14 protein-coding genes are annotated in these 18,646 nt (G+C 58.3%); 12 read left to right on the top strand and 2 right to left on the bottom strand.

Annotated elements, in window-relative coordinates; genetic code table 11:
- Positions 1-2: 2 nt before the first annotated feature.
- Positions 3-713 (bottom strand): FadR/GntR family transcriptional regulator, encoded by a 711-nt coding sequence (locus KGD89_RS09860; RefSeq protein WP_025259616.1) that lies wholly within the window; start codon positions 711-713, stop codon positions 3-5.
- A 502-nt stretch (positions 714-1,215) separates the two neighbouring features.
- Here KGD89_RS09860 and KGD89_RS09855 point away from each other — a divergent pair.
- The 4 genes from KGD89_RS09855 to KGD89_RS09840 all read left to right on the top strand — a co-directional run bounded on the left by KGD89_RS09855 (position 1,216) and on the right by KGD89_RS09840 (position 5,681).
- Positions 1,216-2,541, top strand: coding sequence for an MFS transporter (locus KGD89_RS09855; protein ID WP_025259615.1), 1,326 nt, complete (start codon positions 1,216-1,218; stop codon positions 2,539-2,541).
- 34 nt (positions 2,542-2,575) lie between these two features.
- Positions 2,576-3,913 (top strand): glucarate dehydratase, encoded by a 1,338-nt coding sequence (gudD, locus tag KGD89_RS09850; protein ID WP_025259614.1) that lies wholly within the window; start codon positions 2,576-2,578, stop codon positions 3,911-3,913.
- Between the two features lie 126 nt (positions 3,914-4,039).
- Positions 4,040-4,693: a DUF1345 domain-containing protein gene (locus tag KGD89_RS09845; RefSeq protein WP_025259613.1), complete on the top strand. Its 654-nt coding sequence runs from the start codon at positions 4,040-4,042 to the stop codon at positions 4,691-4,693.
- A gap of 31 nt (positions 4,694-4,724) precedes the next feature.
- Positions 4,725-5,681 carry a D-2-hydroxyacid dehydrogenase family protein gene (locus tag KGD89_RS09840; RefSeq protein ID WP_025259612.1) on the top strand — a complete coding sequence of 319 codons (957 nt, stop codon included), beginning with the start codon at positions 4,725-4,727 and terminating at the stop codon, positions 5,679-5,681.
- Between the two features lie 45 nt (positions 5,682-5,726).
- Here KGD89_RS09840 and KGD89_RS09835 read toward each other — a convergent pair whose 3' ends face one another.
- Positions 5,727-7,853 carry a TonB-dependent siderophore receptor gene (locus KGD89_RS09835; RefSeq protein WP_025259611.1) on the bottom strand — a complete coding sequence of 709 codons (2,127 nt, stop codon included), beginning with the start codon at positions 7,851-7,853 and terminating at the stop codon, positions 5,727-5,729.
- Positions 7,854-8,049: 196 nt separating this feature from the next.
- On the opposite strand from KGD89_RS09835, the gene pncA reads away from it, so the two are divergent.
- The 8 genes from pncA to KGD89_RS09795 all read left to right on the top strand — a co-directional run bounded on the left by pncA (position 8,050) and on the right by KGD89_RS09795 (position 18,641).
- Positions 8,050-8,715, top strand: coding sequence for a bifunctional nicotinamidase/pyrazinamidase (pncA, locus tag KGD89_RS09830; RefSeq protein WP_025259610.1), 666 nt, complete (start codon positions 8,050-8,052; stop codon positions 8,713-8,715).
- Positions 8,716-8,802: 87 nt separating this feature from the next.
- Positions 8,803-9,717: a formate/nitrite transporter family protein gene (locus KGD89_RS09825; RefSeq protein WP_025259609.1), complete on the top strand. Its 915-nt coding sequence runs from the start codon at positions 8,803-8,805 to the stop codon at positions 9,715-9,717.
- 110 nt (positions 9,718-9,827) lie between these two features.
- Complete coding sequence (locus KGD89_RS09820) at positions 9,828-10,511, top strand: response regulator transcription factor (protein WP_025259608.1); 684 nt, start codon at positions 9,828-9,830, stop codon at positions 10,509-10,511.
- The gene (locus tag KGD89_RS09815) at positions 10,489-11,886 is read left to right on the top strand and encodes a sensor histidine kinase (protein ID WP_025259607.1); all 1,398 of its coding nucleotides are present in this window, start codon (positions 10,489-10,491) and stop codon (positions 11,884-11,886) included. Before KGD89_RS09820 ends, KGD89_RS09815 begins: the two co-directional genes overlap by 23 nt.
- A gap of 494 nt (positions 11,887-12,380) precedes the next feature.
- Entirely contained in the window at positions 12,381-13,250 is an 870-nt protein-coding gene (locus KGD89_RS09810; RefSeq protein ID WP_038399794.1) for an alpha/beta fold hydrolase, read from the top strand.
- A gap of 65 nt (positions 13,251-13,315) precedes the next feature.
- Entirely contained in the window at positions 13,316-14,515 is a 1,200-nt protein-coding gene (locus KGD89_RS09805; RefSeq protein WP_025259606.1) for an efflux RND transporter periplasmic adaptor subunit, read from the top strand.
- On the top strand, positions 14,512-15,603 hold the full coding sequence (locus tag KGD89_RS09800; RefSeq protein WP_025259605.1) for an efflux RND transporter periplasmic adaptor subunit: 1,092 nt from the start codon (positions 14,512-14,514) through the stop codon (positions 15,601-15,603). The genes KGD89_RS09805 and KGD89_RS09800 overlap by 4 nt, the downstream gene beginning before the upstream one ends.
- A complete protein-coding gene (locus tag KGD89_RS09795) occupies positions 15,600-18,641 on the top strand; it encodes an efflux RND transporter permease subunit (RefSeq protein WP_025259604.1) in 3,042 nt (1,013 codons plus the stop codon). Before KGD89_RS09800 ends, KGD89_RS09795 begins: the two co-directional genes overlap by 4 nt.
- Positions 18,642-18,646 lie beyond the last annotated feature (5 nt).

Raw genomic sequence — 18,646 nt, 5'->3', positions numbered from 1 at the left:
TCCTACAGCGGCACCAACCGTTCGCGGCTGTTGCTCAGGTGGGTCCACATTGCAGCCCTCGCAGCATCGGGGTCTTTGCGACGGATGGCACTGAGCAGTGCCTCATGTTCGAGGTTGGCCAGATAGCCGTGGGGAGCCATGCTGGCACCGGCGCGCTCGCTCGATGCGATGCGCGTGCGGGGAATGATCGCGCTGCCCAGGTGCTGCATGATTTCAATGAAGTACGGGTTGCCTGTCGCTTCGGCGATCAGCATGTGAAAGCGCTTGTCGGCTTCCACACAACTGTCTTCGTTGGCCAACAGATCCTGATAGTCATCCAGCGCCTGACGCATCGCCGCCAGTTGTTCATCGGTACGACGCAATGCGGCCAGGGCCACGGCCTGGGTTTCCAGGCCGATGCGCAGCTCGATGATGTCCCGCACCCGGGAAACCGTTTCAACCTTGAGACGCAACCCGGTCTGGTCGCTGCGCTCCAGCACGAAGGTGCCAACGCCATGGTGGGTCACGACCAGCCCCGATGCCTGCAATTTGGAAATCGCTTCGCGCACCACGGTGCGGCTGACGCCGTGCTCACGAACGATCTCGTTTTCGGACGGCAGCTTCTGACCGGGAGCGATCTTGCCCAGCAGTATCCGCTGGCTGAGTTCGGTGACCAGATCGGTGGCCAGGCTGTGTTGACGACGCTTTGAGGAAGCGATGCTGGGTTCTTGCATGGCGATCATGTCCTGAAACACCGGTTTCTAAGCCTCTCACTTGTCTGAAACAACGAGTGCAAGGTCGACGATGGGCTGGATCATAACACCGGATAGCCTGCGGGATGCCCATTCGCCAAGGGCTCTGTACTTGTCTAACTTGTCAGACAAGCGATCATAAAATCAAAACAACAGCTTTTTCAGCACCGGCTGTCTTTTCAAGAATCTTCTGCTCTCCCTTTCTCGAAAACGCCCTCAGCTCCAAGCTTCATAAATCCTTAAAAAACCTTAAAACCCAATGAATAATGGGATTAAAACAATAAAAATCCTGAAAAAACCACACCCACTCCAAGCCTGTTCATTTTCAATAAATACAAAAAATGCCTGATACCAAACGCCTGGGGGGACTTGCGCGGCAAACTTTTACTTGTATGATGACCGACAATGCAAGGGACACATCTTGCACATACCCGCATAAAAACAACGAGTGGGAGATTCAACCTTGAGCACGTCCAATCCCGGGATAGCTGACCACAAGGACCCGGTCCTGAGTTCGGCCATATCCAAAGTAAAACGCCACGTTCTGCCGCTTTTCGTCATCATGTTCATCGTGAACTACATCGACCGGGTGAACATCGGCTTTGTGCGTTCGCACATGGAGCATGATCTGGGCATCGGTGCTGCGGCCTATGGCCTGGGTGCCGGCCTGTTCTTCATCGGTTACGCGCTGTTTGAAGTTCCTTCCAACCTGCTGCTGCAAAAAGTCGGCGCCCGAATCTGGCTGACACGCATCATGTTCACCTGGGGCATCGTTGCCTCCTGCATGGCCTTCATCCAGAACGAAACCCACTTCTATATCCTGCGTTTCCTGCTGGGCGTGGCCGAAGCCGGTTTCTTCCCGGGCGTGATTTACTACTTCACCCGCTGGTTGCCTGGCGCCGAACGCGGCAAGGCTATTGCCATCTTCCTCAGCGGCTCGGCCATTGCTTCGCTGATTGCCGGCCCGTTGTCAGGCCTGCTGTTGCAGATCAATGGCCTGGGCATGAAAGGCTGGCAGTGGATGTACTTCATCGAGGGCATGTTCTCGGTGGGTCTGTGCTTCTTTGTCTGGTTCTGGCTGGACTCCAAACCTCACGATGCCAAGTGGCTGAGCCGCGAAGAACAGGACGCTCTCGTCAAAGCCATCGACGACGAGCAACTGGCCCGTGAAGCCGCAACCCCCATCAAGCCGTCACTGGGCAAGCTGCTCAAGGACAGTCAGATCATTCTGTTCTGCCTGATCTACTTCTTCATCCAGTTGACCATTTATGCAGCGACCTTCTGGCTGCCCAGCATCATCAAGAAAATGGGTGACCTGAGCGACATTCAGGTGGGCTTCTTCAACTCGATCCCCTGGTTACTGTCGATCATCGGCATGTACGCCTTCGCTTCGCTGTCGGCCAAATGGAAACACCAGCAGGCCTGGGTCGCCACTGCCCTGCTGATCGCAGCCGCCGGGATGTTCCTGTCCACCACTGGCAGCCCGGTCTTTGCCTTTGTCGCCATCTGCTTCGCGGCCCTTGGTTTCAAATCGGCATCGTCACTGTTCTGGCCCATCCCGCAAGCCTATCTGGATGCGCGGATCGCTGCGGCAGTCATCGCCCTGATCAACTCGGTAGGCAACCTGGGCGGTTTCGTGGCCCCTACCACCTTCGGCCTTCTCGAACAGAACACCGGCTCGATTCAGGGCGGGCTCTATGGCCTGACCGCAACGTCGCTGATTGCCGCAGTCATCGTCTTTGCCGCCCGCAACAAGCCAAAGCCTGGCGCCACACCGGTTGCCGCCGTACAGACATCGGCCAGTCATTGATCACTCACGGACTCGCCTTTAAAAGGATCAGACCATGAACACTCCAAACAAGACCCCTGTCATCACCAGTCTGCAGGTCGTGCCGGTGGCGGGCCACGATGACATGCTGCTCAACCTCAGCGGCGCGCATGGCCCTTACTTCACCCGCAATATCGTGATTCTCAAGGACAACGCCGGTAATACCGGCGTGGGTGAAGTCCCTGGCGGCGAGCGCATTCGCCAGACGCTGGAAGATGCCCGCTCACTGGTCGTCGGCAGCAGCATCGGCACGTATCAGAAGATCCTCAATGACGTGCGCCAGGCATTCGCCGAACGCGACGCAGGAGGCCGTGGCCAGCAGACGTTCGATCTGCGCATCACCATTCACGCGGTCACCGCACTGGAAGCTGCCTTGCTGGACCTGCTCGGCCAGCATCTGGAAGTACCGGTGGCCGCCCTGCTGGGCGAAGGCCAGCAACGCGATTCGGTGGAAATGCTCGGCTATCTGTTTTATGTCGGCGACCAGCACCAGACCAACCTGCCCTACCGCAGCGAAGCGGATGCCGACAACGACTGGTTCCGGGTCCGCCATGAAAAGGCACTGACGCCCGAAGCCGTGGTTCGCCTGGCAGAAGCCGCTCACAGCCGTTATGGCTTCCAGGACTTCAAGCTCAAGGGCGGCGTATTGCGTGGCGATGAGGAAATCGAAGCCGTGACCGCGCTGGCCGAGCGCTTCCCCGATGCCCGCATCACCCTGGACCCGAACGGGGCCTGGTCATTGAAAGAAGCGATTCGTCTGTGCCGCGACCAGCATCATGTGCTGGCCTATGCCGAAGACCCATGCGGTGCTGAAAACGGTTTCTCCGGTCGCGAAGTCATGGCCGAGTTCCGCCGCGCCACGGGCCTGAAGACCGCCACCAACATGATTGCCACTGACTGGCGTGAAATGGGCCATGCGATTCAGTTGCAGTCCGTCGACATTCCGCTGGCCGACCCGCACTTCTGGACCATGCAGGGTTCGGTGCGCGTGGCCCAGATGTGCAACGAGTGGGGCCTGACCTGGGGTTCGCATTCCAATAACCATTTCGATATTTCCCTGGCGATGTTCACCCATGTGGCCGCCGCTGCACCGGGGGATATCACCGCCATCGACACCCACTGGATCTGGCAGGACGGCCAGCGCCTGACCAAAGAGCCTCTGCGGATCATCGGTGGTCATGTGCAGGTCCCGAAAAAACCGGGGCTGGGTATCGAACTGGATGTGGACCAGCTCAACAAGGCCCATGAACTGTACAAAGGCATGGGCCTGGGCGCCCGCAACGATGCGGTCGCCATGCAGTTCCTGATTCCGAACTGGGAGTTCAACAACAAGCAGCCTTGTCTGGTGCGTTGACTCCACCCGCTTTTCAATAACTTGCTCTCCCCTGGCAACCGGCGCGTAACCCCCTTACGCGCCGTTTTTTTTGCTCCGATCATGACGTGCTATGGTGTGTGCAACATTTTGTCGCGACTGCCCGTCATGCTGCATATCGCTCGCACTCACCCACGCCTGAGTCTGGCCACGTTACTGGGCCTGGCGGGCGGTATCGCTTCCGCCTTCTTTTATAAAGACGCCTCGTTCACCAGCAATTGTCTGACCGGCTGGAACATTGGCGTGTGGCTTTACCTGATCCTGATCCTCACTCACACCCTGCGCAGCAACGCCGAAGACGTCAAAAGAATCGCCATGATCGAGGATGAAAATGCCGGCGTGATCCTGATGACCGTGAGCATTGCGGCCCTGGCCAGCCTGGCGGCCATTTTCCTCGAACTGGCAGGCAGCAAGGACATGACCAGCAACCAGCGCCTGTTGCATTACGCCTTTACCGGCATGACCATCGTGGGTTCCTGGCTGATGATCGGAGTGGTCTTCAGCCTGCATTACGCCCGCCTGTTCTACACATGGAAAGGCAAAGAGCCGGCCTTGCGTTTTGCCGATGGCGAAACCCGGCCCGATTACTGGGACTTCCTGTATTTCTCCTTCACCCTGAGCGTCGCCGTGCAAACCTCGGATGTAGGCGTAGCCAGCCGGAACATGCGCCGGATCGTCCTGGCCCAGAGCCTGATCGGCTTTGTGTTCAATACCGCGATCCTGGGGTTTTCCATCAACATCGCTGCCAGCCTGTTTGGCTGACAGACCGAAACCAGGCCTCTGGAGCCCTCGAATGACAAAAACAAGCATTGCAGTGATCGATGACTGGCAAGACATTGCCAGCGATGTAGTGGACTGGTCCGTGCTGTCGCCCATCGGCGAAGTCAGTTTTCTTCATGACTTCCCGGCCGACACTGCAACCATGGTGCAGCGCCTGCAAGGTTTCGAGATCATTTGCATGATGCGCGAACGCACCTTGTTTGATGAAGCCCTGCTCAGCCAGTTGCCACGCCTCAAACTGCTGGTGACCGGCGGCATGCGCAACGCAGCCATTGATATCAAGGCTGCGAAACGGCTGGGAATCGAAGTCTGTGGTACCGAAAGCTACAAGCATGCCGCACCGGAGCTGACCTGGGCGCTGATCATGGGCATCACCCGCAATCTGGTCGCGGAAGCCAATTCATTGCGCGACGGCAAATGGCAAGTCGGCCTGGGCAGCGATCTGCATGGCAAGACATTGGGCATTCTGGGGCTGGGCAGCATCGGTAAATGGATTGCTCGTTACGGGCAGGCGTTCGGCATGAACGTCATCGCCTGGAGCCAGAACCTGACAGCCGAGGCAGCCGCCGAGTCGGGTGTCACTTATGTGAGCAAGCAGGAATTGTTCGAGCAGGCCGACGTACTGTCGGTGCATCTGGTGCTCAGCGACCGCAGTCGTGGTCTGGTGGATGCTGAAGCCTTGGCCTGGATGAAGCCGAGTGCCTATATCGTCAACTCGTCGCGTGGCCCCATCATCGATGAAGCGGCGCTGATTACCACTCTGCAACAACGCAGGATTGCCGGTGCGGCGCTGGATGTCTTCGATATCGAGCCATTGCCGGCCGAACATCCGTTCCGCACGCTGGACAACGTATTGGCGACCCCGCATATCGGTTATGTCACCGAAAACAACTACCGGACCTTCTTCAGCCAGATGATTGAAGATATCCAGGCCTGGCATGCGGGTGCGCCAATTCGAGTGTTTGCCTGATGTAAAGGGAAGTCTTCGCGAGACAGCCCGCGAAGACTTCATGCCTTACAAGCTGTAGGAAATACCGGCCTGCACAGTGCGCGGCGCGCCTGGGTAAGCGAAGGCATTGCCCCACGCCCCTTCTTCAAACTCTTTGTTGAAGAGGTTTTTCACATCAAGATTGAGCTTCACGCGATCGTTGACCTTGTAGTAGGTGAGCAGATCGAAAACCGTGTAGCTGTCCATATCAAACGACTCGTTGACCGTCCGCCCCTCACGCTGCGCCACATAACGGCCACCCGCGCCGACGCCCAGGCCTCTGAAGGCGCCGTCCTGGAACTCATAGACGTTCAACAGGCTGAAGCTCTGCTCCGGAATATTCGCCAGGCGAGTGCCTTTTCTGAGCGAGTTGTCCTTGGTGACTTCGGCATCCACATAGGCGTAGTTACCCATCAGGCGCCACTCGGGAGTCAGGTTGCCGACCACGTTCAGGTCGAAGCCGCGGCTACGCACCTCACCTGCCGCCACACTGAATTCAGGGTCGACCGGATCGCTGGTCAGGACGTTTTTCTTGTCGATCTGATAGACAGCGGCATCAACGTTCAACTGACGATCAAGCGCCTGCCACTTCACACCGACTTCATAGGACTTGCCCTCTTCGGCCTTGAAACCACCGCCCTGGCGACTCGCGCCGGTGTTTGGCTTGAAGGAGCGCGCCGTGTTGGCATAGACCGCGACCGTGTCGGTCAGGTCGTAGACCAGACCCAGGCGCGGAGTGACCGCGTTGTCAGCCTTGGTGAAGTCTTCGGCATCGGAGACATAAGAGTCATAGTCGTGCTCGAAACGCTCGAAACGGGCACCGGCCAGCAACTTCAAGCGCTCGGTCAGCGCCACCTGATCCTGCAGGAACGCGGCGTAGGTCTTGAGGTTTTCTTTATCGTGGGTCGTGGTGCGGGTCAGCGCCGGACGCGCCTGGCCGTAGACCGGATCGTAGATATCGATGGTGTAGACGCTCAAACCTGCCGCGGAGCGCTGGATGATCGACTTGTAGTCGTAATCCTCATATTCCACGCCAGCCAACAGTGTGTGGTCGAAGCCACCGGCAGTGAAGTTGCCCGTCACGTTGAACTGCACGTCGCGGTCGGTCCACTCCAGCTTGCGATAGTTGTAGTTACGCCCCAGGGTACGACCATCGGCCCCCATGCCATTGGCCTCGACTGCATCGCCCTGCATGGTGCCATCAAGCAGCTGGAAACCACCGCCCAGCTTCCAGTTGTCGTTGAGGTCATGCTCGAAACGCACCTGCGCCATGCTGGTGTCGGTGTGCAGCTTGCCCGCGTCCTTTTCGCCGAAGAACGAGTCACGCGAAGCCGTGCGCGTCTGGTTGGTATAGCGTGTCAGGCCACGGTCGAGGGGCGCATTGTTGCGCATGAAATCACCCTCGAAGATGATGCGGGTCGCATCGTTGACCTGCCAGCTCAAGACCGGCGCAATACCGTAACGCTCGGTTTCAACGTGATCGCGAAAGGTATCGCCACCCTCGCCCACCACGTTCAGACGATAGGCAAAACGACCTTCGTCATCCAGCGGGCCGGTAGCATCGAGAGTGCCGCGCTTCATGCCCTGATCGTTGATCTGGGTGCCCAGGGTAACGGCTCTTTGCGCCAGCGGCTGCTTGGACACCACGTTGAAAGTACCGCCGGGATCGCCACGGCCATACAGTGTGGTCGCCGGACCGCGCAGAACTTCAAGACGCTCGATGGTGTTGGCATCGGGCATGCTCGGATAGCCGCGGTTGATCGGGAAGCCATTGCGGTAGAACTCGCCGGTGGTAAAACCACGCACGGTGAAGGTCGTCAGTCCCTGCGCGCCGAAGTTGTTGGCACGGCCCACGCCACCGGCGTAGTCGAGCGCATCCTGCAGGCGTATCGCGCCGATGTCTTCCACCGCTTCGCGGGTGACAACGCTGACCGACTGCGGGGTTTCGTGCAAAGAGGTGTCAGTGCGAGTGGCACTGGCGGAACGGGTCGCACGATAGCCCTGGACCGGGCCTGTCGCTTGCTCGGTGTCGGCAGCGCCCTGAATGTCGATATTCTGCAACTCTATCGACGCTTTATCGGCAGTAACCGGATCAGCCCAGGCAGCCTGGCTGATGGCTTGAATAACGCAGAGAGAAACTAAAGTACGACGCATCAACGTGTATATCCCCGATGAAAACCAGGCCGTCATAGGACCCGGCAGGTTTTTTTTGCGCGAATAGTACAGATTCTCATTAGTACTTGATACAAATTGCTAATAAATAAAAATGGACAGCCGCGCCCCTTTCGCAAAGGCATCGAGAAAGAGGCAAACTGGCGGCCTGCACACGCCCGATCAGGAGCCACCCCAAATGCCACTCTCCCACCTGCCCACTGCTCCCAACTGCGCCCTGCTGGTCATCGACATGCAATATGACTTCATGCCCGGTGGCCGACTGGCAGTACCCGATGGAAATGCAGTCCTGCCCTTGATCAACCGCCTGGGCGAACGCTTCACACGGGTGATCCTCACTCAGGACTGGCACCCGGCAGGTCATATTTCCTTTGCTTCCAGCCATCCGGGCTGCACGCCCTTCGAGAGCATCACCCTGCCCTACGGCCCTCAAACGTTATGGCCGGATCATTGCGTGCAAGGCAGCCATGGCGCGCAACTGCATGCCGACCTGAACCTGCCGCATGCGCAGTTGATCGTGCGCAAGGGCTTCAATGCGCACATCGACAGTTACTCCGCATTCATGGAAGCGGATCGCACGACCACGACCGGACTGGCCGGTTACCTGAAGGAACGCGGTATCGACACGCTGTTCGTGGTCGGCCTGGCGCTGGATTTCTGCGTTTCGTGGTCAGCCCAGGACGCCCGCAAGACAGGCTTCACCACCTATGTGATCGAGGACGCCTGCCGCGCCATCGATATGAACGGGTCGCTGGAAAATGCCTGGCAGGCGATGCTGGCGAGTGGCGTAAAGCGGGTGCAGAGCCATGTGTTCTTGGAGCGCGCAAGCGGCCTTCGCGAATGAATTCGCTCCTACTCGGAAACAGGCGAACGAACGACAGTCGGTCCGTGTCTGAACCAACAGCCCCTCATGCGCAGGAAGTTGAGTTCCATGGACCAGTCCCCAGACGGCAAGACCCCAGGCTTGTCAGCCGAAGAACAACGCGAAATCGATGAAAACCAGCCGCCCCGTGCGGCTGTTCTGCATGAAACCATTCGTATCCAGGGCGACCATGAACTGGAGCGCAGTGCTGCGGCCCTGTGGTGGTCGGCGCTGGCCGCAGGCCTGACCATGGGACTTTCGCTGATGGCCATGGGGCTTTTCAAGTCGCGACTGGCGGATGTAGAAGCCAGTCATGTCATCGCCAGCCTCGGTTATTCGGCAGGTTTTCTGGCCGTGATCCTCGCTCGCCAGCAGCTCTTCACGGAAAACACCCTCACCGCCGTATTGCCGGTCATGAGTAAATTGACCCTGGGTAACGTCGCCAGACTGCTGCGGTTATGGACTATCGTCCTGGCAGGCAATCTGGCGGGTACCCTGCTGGTGGCCTACGTGATGCTGAACCTGCCTATTTTCGATAGCAAGACCGACCAGGCGTTTCTGGAGATCGGCCGCAAGGTCATGGAAAACGACGTCAACCACATGTTTTCCAAAGGCATCGTCTCCGGCTGGATGATTGCGACCATGGTCTGGATGATCGCCTCCATGGAGAACGCTAAGATAGCCATTATTGTGATGATCACTTACCTGATGGCCCTGGGTGATTTCACCCATATCGTCGTCGGCTCCGCAGAAGTCTCCTATCTGGTATTTGCAGGCGAAATTGCCTGGAAAGATTTCTGGCTGGTCTTCGCAGGCCCGACCCTGGCCGGCAATATCATCGGCGGCAGTTTCATTTTCGGGCTGCTCAGCCATGCGCAGATCCGCAGCGAAAAGGACATGACTGCCAAATGGGAACGTGATCGCAAGAAACGCCAGGCCGAAGCCCTGGCCCGAAAAGAACAAAAGCGTACTGAAAGTGCATAACCCGGCAGCCCCAGACCACGACAATCAAAGTTTCTTAAACTTTTATTAAGCAAACACCCGGGCATTAAAAGGCAAACTACGGTTTTCCCGTATTTATTCAGGCAAAGATCATGACCAGAATCCTGGCAATCGAAGACGATGCTGTCACCGCAAGGGAAATCGTTGCGGAGCTCAGCAGCCATGGCCTTGAAGTGGACTGGGTGGATAACGGTCGTGATGGTTTCGCCCGGGCATCAAGCGGTGAGTATGACCTCATCACACTGGATCGAATGCTGCCGGAAATGGACGGATTGAGTATCGTGACCAACCTGCGCGCCCAGGGGATTGCCACCCCGATCCTGATGATCAGCGCACTGTCGGATGTGGACGAGCGTGTGCGTGGCCTGCGTGCCGGGGGCGATGATTACCTGCCAAAGCCTTTTGCCTCCGATGAAATGGCAGCGCGAGTCGAAGTGCTGCTGCGCCGCAGCAATCCCGTGACGGCTGCCAAGACCGTCCTGCAAGTCGCTGACCTGGAGTTGGACCTGATCAGCCGTGAAGCCTGTCGGGGCGGCAAGCCACTCACTCTGCTGCCTACCGAATACAAGCTGCTGGAATTTCTCATGCGCAACAGCGGGCAGATCATTACCCGGATGATGATTTTCCAGGAAGTCTGGGGTTATCACTTCGATCCGGGCACCAACCTGATCGATGTACATATTGGCCGTCTGCGCAAAAAGATCGACCCGCCAGGCACCCCGCCGCTGATCCAGACTGTTCGGGGCTCCGGCTATGTTATTGCCGAACCCGTCTAAAGGCTGGCGCTCTTCAAGCAGCCGCCTTCTGGCGCTGTACAGTTTTCTGTTCGTGGCCTGGAGCGGCATTCTGCTGGGCGTGCTGTATTGGGAAGTCACCTCTTACCTGGGCAACCTCGCCCGCCATTCGCTGATGCAGCGCCAGCAACTGTTTTCCCGCTTTGAAGGCCACGAACTGGTCGATGCGCTGGCCACCAGCATGACGTTCGATATGCGCTCCGTGGATGCCTACGGCCTGTTCGATGCCAATCTGCAACCCCTGGCCGGGCCGATCCGCCAGATCCCACCAAGCCTGCCGCTCGATGGCAGCATCCATCAACTGAAAAACTGCATCGAGTCCAGCGACCCGGAACTGCCGAGCGACAGTTGCGATGCGATTGCCACAGAAACCCCCGATGGCCGCTGGCTGGTGCTGGTACGCGACAACGGCTCGCTGTTCGCCGTCTCGACCCTGATCCTCAAGGCCTTGCTGTGGGGCATTTCCCTGACCATCATTCCCGGCGTAGCTGGCTGGCATCTGTTGCGCCGTCGCCCCTTGCGCCGCATTCGCGCCATACAGGCCAGCGCGGAATCGATCATTGCCGGCGACATGTCGGGGCGCCTCCCGGTGTCCAACAAACGCGACGAGCTGGACATGCTGGCGGTGATCGTCAACGTCATGCTTGATCGCATCGAAAAACTGATGAACGAGGTCAAGGGTGTCTGCGACAACATCGCCCATGATTTACGCACCCCGCTGACCCGCCTGCGCGCTCAGCTCTACCGCATCCAGCAGCAATCGGCGGACGATTCACCCCAGGCAACACAGATGGCGCAGGTGATCGCCGAAGCCGACACGTTGATGGCCCGTTTTCGGGGACTTTTGCGTATTTCGGAAATCGAGGACCACCAGAGGCGCTCGGCATTCGTGGAGCTGGATCTGCGTCCGCTCTTGCAGGAACTTCACGACTTTTACCTGCCACTTGCCGAAGAAGACGAAGTGCTGCTGATACTGCAACTCAATGAGCCGTTACCGACGCTGGTTGGTGATCGCGCCTTGCTGTTTGAAGCTCTGGCCAACTTGCTGAGCAATGCAATCAAATTTACACCTGCCGGTGGCACAGTCCTGATCAGTGCCTACAGCAAAGGCGATGGCAGCAGCCCTTGTATCGAGGTTCAGGACTCCGGCACCGGCATCCCGCCCTCTGAACGCGAGGCAGTCTTCCAGCGCTTCTATCGTTGTGAAGACGGGAACCAGCAAAGTGGCTTCGGCCTTGGCCTGTCGGTGGTTGCAGCCATCGTTAACCTGCATGGCTTCAGTGTGCAGATCGGTACCAGCCAGTACGGAGGAGCCAGCATCATAATGGAGTGCCAAAAAGCTAATACCCTGATATAAAGCAGGGCCTTCCTGCTTGAAAAAACATGCCGTGCCTGCATTTTGACGAAGATAAAGGCTCTAGCCTGCGGCAAACGACACTTCGCTATAAAACTGGCGCAGGCTGGCAAGCGGTTATTTGTAACAAATAATTTCAAAAAGTGACTTTGTTGGACCGATTCAGCAAACACAAGTTCCGCTCCTTTGACGAGTTTTTCACGCTCGATACGCTGCTTTTCACCGAATAATATCTCTTTGATATCACCTCTTCGGTTTCCCCCCGGAAAGACGGGACACCATTCGTCGGCATTTTTATGACGCCAGCTACTTGTCGGTCCGATGCCGCTGCGTTATCAATAGCCACCGTGATTCACGTTCTTCCCGCAACACCCCAACCATAACAATAAAGACTCAATGGATTTCGCCACTAACCAGGCGAGGCTTTGGCATGGCCGCTAGAGCAGAGAAAACCGTATTAATCAGTAGGATCGACTTAGCCTGGGAGGCTTCTATTTATGGGCGCGCAATCAAAGATCATAAGCGTTGGAGAGTTCAAGCTCTACACCGAAACCTATTGGAAAAGCAGTACTGCAAAGACCGTTTTGTTGATTAACGGAGCACTTTCCACTACTGGTTCCTTTGGCCAGACGGTCAAGTATTTACAACCCCACTACAACCTCGTGTTGTTCGACCTGCCGTTTGCAGGACAGTCCCGCGCCCACAATCGCGACGATCTGATCGTGACCAAGGAAGATGAGGTCAAGATCCTTCTGCAAATCATCGAACGCTTCCAGGTCAACTACCTGCTTTCGGTTTCCTGGGGCGGCGTATCAGCGCTGCTGGCACTGGCCGAATCGCCACCAACGGTAGAAAAGGCGCTCATTTCCTCCTTCTCTCCGGTGCTGAACGAGCCAATGCTCGACTACATCGACAAGGCGCAGATCTACCTGGCAGCCCGGGAAAAACGCAAAATCGGCTCCCTGCTCAACGACACCGTTGGCAAGTACCTGCCGCGCCTGTTCAAGCTTTACAACTACAAGCACCTGATCAGTCTTGCCGAGCATGAATACAAGCAGATCGACTTCCACATCAGCCAGATCCGCAAGCTGAGCGCCAGCAACTATGTCGAGCGTTTTTCTTCGATCAAGATTCCGGTGCTGTTCATCAATGGCGAAAAAGACGAATACACCACGGTCGAAGATGCCCGCAGTTTCGCCGACTACATTGCCCATAGCAGCTTCAAGGCAGTCCCCGATACCGGGCATTTCCTGGACCTGGAAAGCAAGGCAGCCTGGCTGGCGTCGCAGAAGAACGTGCTGGAGTTCTTTGGCACCGAAGAAGTCAGCAGCGAGCAAGTATGGCCTGACGCAACCGCGATTGCCTGACAGCACCCGTGAGACGGTGATTCACCGGTGTTGGCTTATTCCACAAGGCAGTGGCTGTGTTGTTGATGACTATTAACCCTGAAACTCTTTTACGTTCGTTTTGCCGTGTTACCGGAAAAATCCGACCTTCGCACCCTATACCGTCCTCGGGCCGGCCCTTGCTGGCCCTGGGACTTCACTGCGTTCTGGCGCTCTCGATCAGCGCTTGTTCTGCCGGGAAACCTGCGGAAAAAGCACCGGTTCGCGTAGCGGTCCAGCAAGTGACATCCAGCGATGTCACGACCAGTGTCGTACTCACAGGCGACATCCAGGCGCGCAAAGTGACCGATCAGGCCTTTCGCGTGTCAGGCAAGCTGGTGCAGCGGTTCGTGGATGTAGGAGATCGGGTGCGGGCCAATCAGGTATTAGCCAGGCTGGACCCCCGTGAACAAAAGACCGACCTAGAGTCGGCAAATGCCGAACTGGCAGCCCGGGAATCACGGTTGCGCCTTGCACAAAACAACTATAAGCGTCAGCAGACATTACTGCCCAAAGGCTATACCAATCTCAGTGAATACCAGCAGGCACTCTCCACTCTGGAAAGTGCCCGCGGGGACCTGGCCTCGTTGAAGGCACGTCAGGCCAATGCCCGTGATCAGGTCGGTTATACCGAACTGGTTGCGGTGGCCGATGGGGTCATCACCGCTCGCCACGCCGAAGAAGGCCAGGTGGTACAGGCCGCTACACCGATTTTCAGCCTTGCTCATGATGGCGAACGTGAAGCCGTATTCGCCGCTTATGAGTCTTTACTGAGTTCAGATCAGCCCGGCGGTGCCGTACTGATCAGAACCCTGGGCCTGCCCGATATCGAAGTGCCCGGCAAAATCCGTGAAATCACGCCCATCGTGTCCGCGTCCAGCGGCACGTTGCGGGTACGGGTTTCACTGCCGGACACCTCTGCAACACTGGCGCTGGGAACCGTCGTCAGTGCACAACTTCTGACCCGTTCGCAACGGGCATTCACCCTCCCCTGGTCGGCCTTGAGCCGTACCCACGGGCAGCCTGCCGTCTGGCTGCTGGACGACAAGTCCCAGGTCAGGCTGGCCAAGGTGCAGGTGATGCGTTACGAACAGGGACAGGTTGTCATTGCCTCCGGTTTGTCGGATGGCGACAAGGTGGTTTCCAAAGGCGCTCAGTTCCTCTATCCCGGGCAAAAAGTCGATGTCGCTGAACACACAACCAGCAGCGCCTCAACCTCCGCCGTGTCATCGGAAAACACGCTATGAGTCTGACCGTAAAGACCTGCATACAACTGTGGCTGTTTTGCGTGGTGCTCATGTTTCTCTCGGGTTGTCGTGACAAACCGGTTCGCGAGTTCATCGAGCGGCCGGTGCTGTTCACCGAGATCGTCGACCAGCGCAATGACCTGCACGGGCGTTTCGCAGGCAGCATCCAGCCGCAATACGAAGTGGCCCTGGGGTTTCGGGTCGCCGGGCGCATCGCCACCCGGCATGCCGAGACGGGCCAACTGGTGCGCAAAGGTGACTTGCTGGCCACTCTTGAACCCAGCGACCAGCAGAACCGGTTGCGGGCTCAACAGGCAGAACTGAGCAAGGCTCAGGCGTCGTGGCAACAGACCCGGGATGAACAGTTGCGCTACCAGCAATTGTTCGAACGGGGCGTGGGCTCGCAGGCACGTCTTGACCGGTTGAGCAGCGACCTGCGCAGTCAGGAAGCCGCTCTGCATCAGGCGAAAATTGCCGCTGAACAGGCCAGCGACCATCTCTCCTACACGCGCCTGCAGGCCGAGTTCGACGGTGTGGTCACCGGCTGGCATGCCGAGGTCGGCCAGGTGATGGTCACCGGTCATTCGGTGGTCAGCCTGGCACGTCCAGAAAGCCGCGAAGCCGTGGTGGACCTGCCGGTGGAGTTGGCTACGAATCTGGATAAAGGCATGCAGATCAAAGTGGTTTCCCAGTTGAACGAGCAAGTGTTCGTCAGCGCTCAGGTTCGCCAGTTGTCACCGCAGATCGATGCCGCGACCCGCACCCAGCGAGTGCGCCTGACCCTGCAGCAGATTCCGGACAGCTTCCGCCTGGGCTCGACCGTCAGTGTCGAAATCAGCAGCAACGTGCCCACCTTCCGCGAACTGCCCGACACCGCCCTGCAGGAGCGCGACGGCCTGGCGCAGGTCTGGGTCATCGACCCGCAGACCGCCACCCTGAACCCGCGCACGGTGCAGGTGCTGACGCGCCATGGTTCGGCGGTGCGGGTCAGCGGTGAATTGAATGATGGCGACAAGGTCGTGATCGCTGGCGTGAACAGCCTGCGACCCGGCCAGAAAATCCGTGTCGAACGCGAGGTCAGTTTGTGAGAGAGCGCTTCAATCTGTCTGCCTGGGGCCTCAAACACCGCACGCTGGTCTGGTACATGATGTTCGTTTCACTGCTGATGGGAAGCTGGTCGTTCCTCAATCTGGGCCGTGAAGAAGACCCGTCTTTCGCCATCAAGACCATGGTCATCCAGGCACGCTGGCCGGGCGCGACATTGCCCGACACCTTGCAGCAGGTAACCGACCGCCTGGAAAAGAAGCTCGAAGAAATCGACGCGCTGGATTACGTGAAGAGCTACACGCTGGCAGGCGAATCGACGATCTTCGTGTTCCTCAAGAGTGAAACCCGCAGCGCCGATATTCCCGCCGCCTGGTATCAGGTGCGCAAGAAGATCATGGACGTTCGCGGCGAATTGCCCAGCGGCATTCAGGGCCCAGCCTTCAACGACGAATTCGGCGATGTGTTCGGCAGCATCTACGCCTTCACCGCCGACGGCCTGTCATTCCGCCAGTTGCGCGATTATGTCGAACAGGTCCGGGCGGATATCCGCAGCGTACCGAACCTGGGCAAGATCGAACTGCTGGGCGCCCAGCGCGAAGTCATCTACCTGAACTTCTCCATCCGCAAACTGGCGGCGCTGGGCATCGATCAGCGCCAGGTGCTGCAAAGTCTTCAGGCACAGAACTCGGTCACACCGGCCGGAGTCATGGAAGCCGGACCGGAACGTATTGCCGTGCGTACCAGCGGCCAGTTCACCAACGAACAGGACCTGCTGGCAGTGAACCTGCGCTTTGGCGACCGCTTCTTTCGCCTGAGCGATCTGGCAACGGTCGAACGTCGCTATGCAGACCCACCCTCCTCGCTGTTTCGCTTCAACGGTCAGCCCGCCATTGGCCTGGCAGTGGCGATGAAGCAAGGCGGCAATATTCAGGAGTTCGGCAACCGTCTGCAACAGCGTATCGATGAACTCACCGGCGAACTGCCGCTGGGCATCGATGTGCATCTGGTGTCCAGCCAGGCCGATGTGGTCGACAAGGCCATCGGTGGTTTCACCCGCGCCCTGTTCGAGGCGATCCTGATCGTGCTGGTGGTGAGCTTCATCAGCCTGGGTATCCGCGCAGGTCTGGTGGTGGCCTGCTCGATTCCGCTGGTACTGGCGCTGGTGTTTGTCTTCATGGAATACAGCGGCATCACCATGCAGCGCATTTCACTCGGGGCCCTGATCATTGCCCTGGGGCTGCTGGTGGATGACGCGATGATCACCGTGGAGATGATGGTCACCCGGCTTGAAGGCGGAGACTCCCTGCAACAGGCCGCGACGTTTGCCTACACCTCGACCGCCTTTCCAATGCTCACCGGCACGCTGGTGACCGTCGCCGGTTTCGTGCCCATTGGCCTGAACTCCAGTTCGGCGGGTGAATACGTGTTCACCATGTTTGCGGTCATTGCCGTCGCCCTGCTGCTGTCCTGGCTGGTGGCAGTGCTGTTCGCGCCACTGATCGGCATCTATATCCTGAAAAAACCCGAGGGCCATCAGGCACACAACAGCGCCTGGATGCGCGCCTTCCAGCGCGTGCTGTTGCAGGCTCTCAAGCATCGCTGGTGGGTGATCGGCGTCACGGCCCTGGTCTTTGTCGGCTCGCTGTTTGCCGGCAAGCTGCTGCAAAACCAGTTCTTCCCCGACTCCGATCGCCCGGAAATCCTGGTGGATATCTACATGCCGCAGAACGGCTCGATCGAAGGCACCCGCCAGACCATGGACCGCTTCGAGGCCACGCTCAAGGACGATCCGGACATTCTTCGCTGGAGTTCCTATGTGGGCAAAGGCGCCGTGCGTTTCTATCTGCCGCTGGACCAACAGTTGAACAACCCGTTCTATGGGCAACTGGTGATTGTCAGCCGGGGTGGCGAAGGCCGTGACCGCCTGATCGAACGTCTGCGCCAACGCTTTCGCGATGACTTTGTCGGTGTGGGCGGCTACGTGCAACTCCTGAACATGGGGCCGCCCGTGGGCTGGCCGGTGCAGTATCGGGTCAGCGGCCCGGACATCGAACAGGTTCGCAGCAATGCCATGGCCCTAGCCGCCATCCTGGATGCCAACCCCAATATCGGTCAGGTCATTTATGACTGGAACGAGCCGGGCAAGGTGCTCAAGATTCATATCGCTCAGGACAAGGTGCGCCAGTTCGGCTTGTCGTCCGAAGACGTCGCGCAGATCCTCAACAGCCTGGTCACCGGCACCAGCATCACTCAGGTGCGCGATGACACTTACCTGATCGACTTGATAGGCCGTGCCGAAGATCAGGAGCGCAGTTCCCTGCAAACCCTGAGCAGCCTGCAGATCCCGACACCCAACGGCGCCACAGTACCGCTGATGGCATTCGCCACCCTGAGCTACGAACAGGAGCAGCCACTGGTCTGGCGTCGTGATCGCCTGCCGACTATCACGCTGAAGGCCAACGTGATCGGTCACCTGCAACCGGCAGCACTGGTCAAACAGTTGCAACCGCAGGTCAAGGCTTTCACCGATCAATTGCCGGTGCGCTACTCGGTGGCCACAGGCGGCGCGGTAGAAGCCAGCGCCCGCTCACAGGGGCCGATCCTGAAAGTGGTGCCCTTGATGCTGCTGTTGGTGGCGAGCTTCCTGATGATCCAGTTGCACAGCGTGAAAAAGCTGCTGCTGGTGGTCAGTGTCGTGCCGCTGGGCCTGATTGGCGTAGTCGCCGCCCTGCTGCTGACAGGTTATCCGCTGGGCTTTGTGGCGATTCTTGGCGTACTGGCGCTGATCGGCATCATCATCCGCAACTCGGTGATTCTGGTGACACAGATCGATGAGTTCATGGCGGCAGGCGAAGATGCCTGGACGGCGGTGGTCAAGGCCACCGAGCACCGCTGCAGGCCGATTCTGTTGACGGCAGCGGCCGCCAGCCTGGGGATGATCCCCATTGCCCGTGAAGTTTTCTGGGGACCCATGGCCTACGCCATGATCGGTGGTATTGCGATAGCCACCGTGTTGACGCTGTTCTTCCTGCCCGCCTTGTACCTGGTCTGTTACCGGATCCAGGCACCCAAAGGCTGATCGCT

The sequence above is a fragment of the Pseudomonas cichorii genome, assembly GCF_018343775.1.
Classification (GTDB): Bacteria; Pseudomonadota; Gammaproteobacteria; order Pseudomonadales; family Pseudomonadaceae; genus Aquipseudomonas; species Aquipseudomonas cichorii.
Note: the sequence above shows the minus strand (reverse complement) of the source record. Positions and strands in the feature narration are given on the sequence as shown.

Excerpts from the sequence above, each read along its gene's own strand:
- KGD89_RS09805 (WP_025259606.1), top strand. The coding sequence starts at position 13,316 with ATGACTATTAACCCTGAAACTCTTTTACGTTCGTTTTGCCGTGTTACC.
- KGD89_RS09840 (WP_025259612.1), top strand. The coding sequence starts at position 4,725 with ATGACAAAAACAAGCATTGCAGTGATCGATGACTGGCAAGACATTGCC.
- KGD89_RS09820 (WP_025259608.1), top strand. The coding sequence starts at position 9,828 with ATGACCAGAATCCTGGCAATCGAAGACGATGCTGTCACCGCAAGGGAA.
- KGD89_RS09835 (WP_025259611.1), bottom strand. The coding sequence starts at position 7,853 with ATGCGTCGTACTTTAGTTTCTCTCTGCGTTATTCAAGCCATCAGCCAG.
- KGD89_RS09845 (WP_025259613.1), top strand. The coding sequence starts at position 4,040 with ATGCTGCATATCGCTCGCACTCACCCACGCCTGAGTCTGGCCACGTTA.
- gudD (WP_025259614.1), top strand. The coding sequence starts at position 2,576 with ATGAACACTCCAAACAAGACCCCTGTCATCACCAGTCTGCAGGTCGTG.
- KGD89_RS09825 (WP_025259609.1), top strand. The coding sequence starts at position 8,803 with ATGGACCAGTCCCCAGACGGCAAGACCCCAGGCTTGTCAGCCGAAGAA.
- KGD89_RS09815 (WP_025259607.1), top strand. The coding sequence starts at position 10,489 with ATGTTATTGCCGAACCCGTCTAAAGGCTGGCGCTCTTCAAGCAGCCGC.
- KGD89_RS09800 (WP_025259605.1), top strand. The coding sequence starts at position 14,512 with ATGAGTCTGACCGTAAAGACCTGCATACAACTGTGGCTGTTTTGCGTG.
- pncA (WP_025259610.1), top strand. The coding sequence starts at position 8,050 with ATGCCACTCTCCCACCTGCCCACTGCTCCCAACTGCGCCCTGCTGGTC.
- KGD89_RS09810 (WP_038399794.1), top strand. The coding sequence starts at position 12,381 with ATGGGCGCGCAATCAAAGATCATAAGCGTTGGAGAGTTCAAGCTCTAC.
- KGD89_RS09860 (WP_025259616.1), bottom strand. The coding sequence starts at position 713 with ATGCAAGAACCCAGCATCGCTTCCTCAAAGCGTCGTCAACACAGCCTG.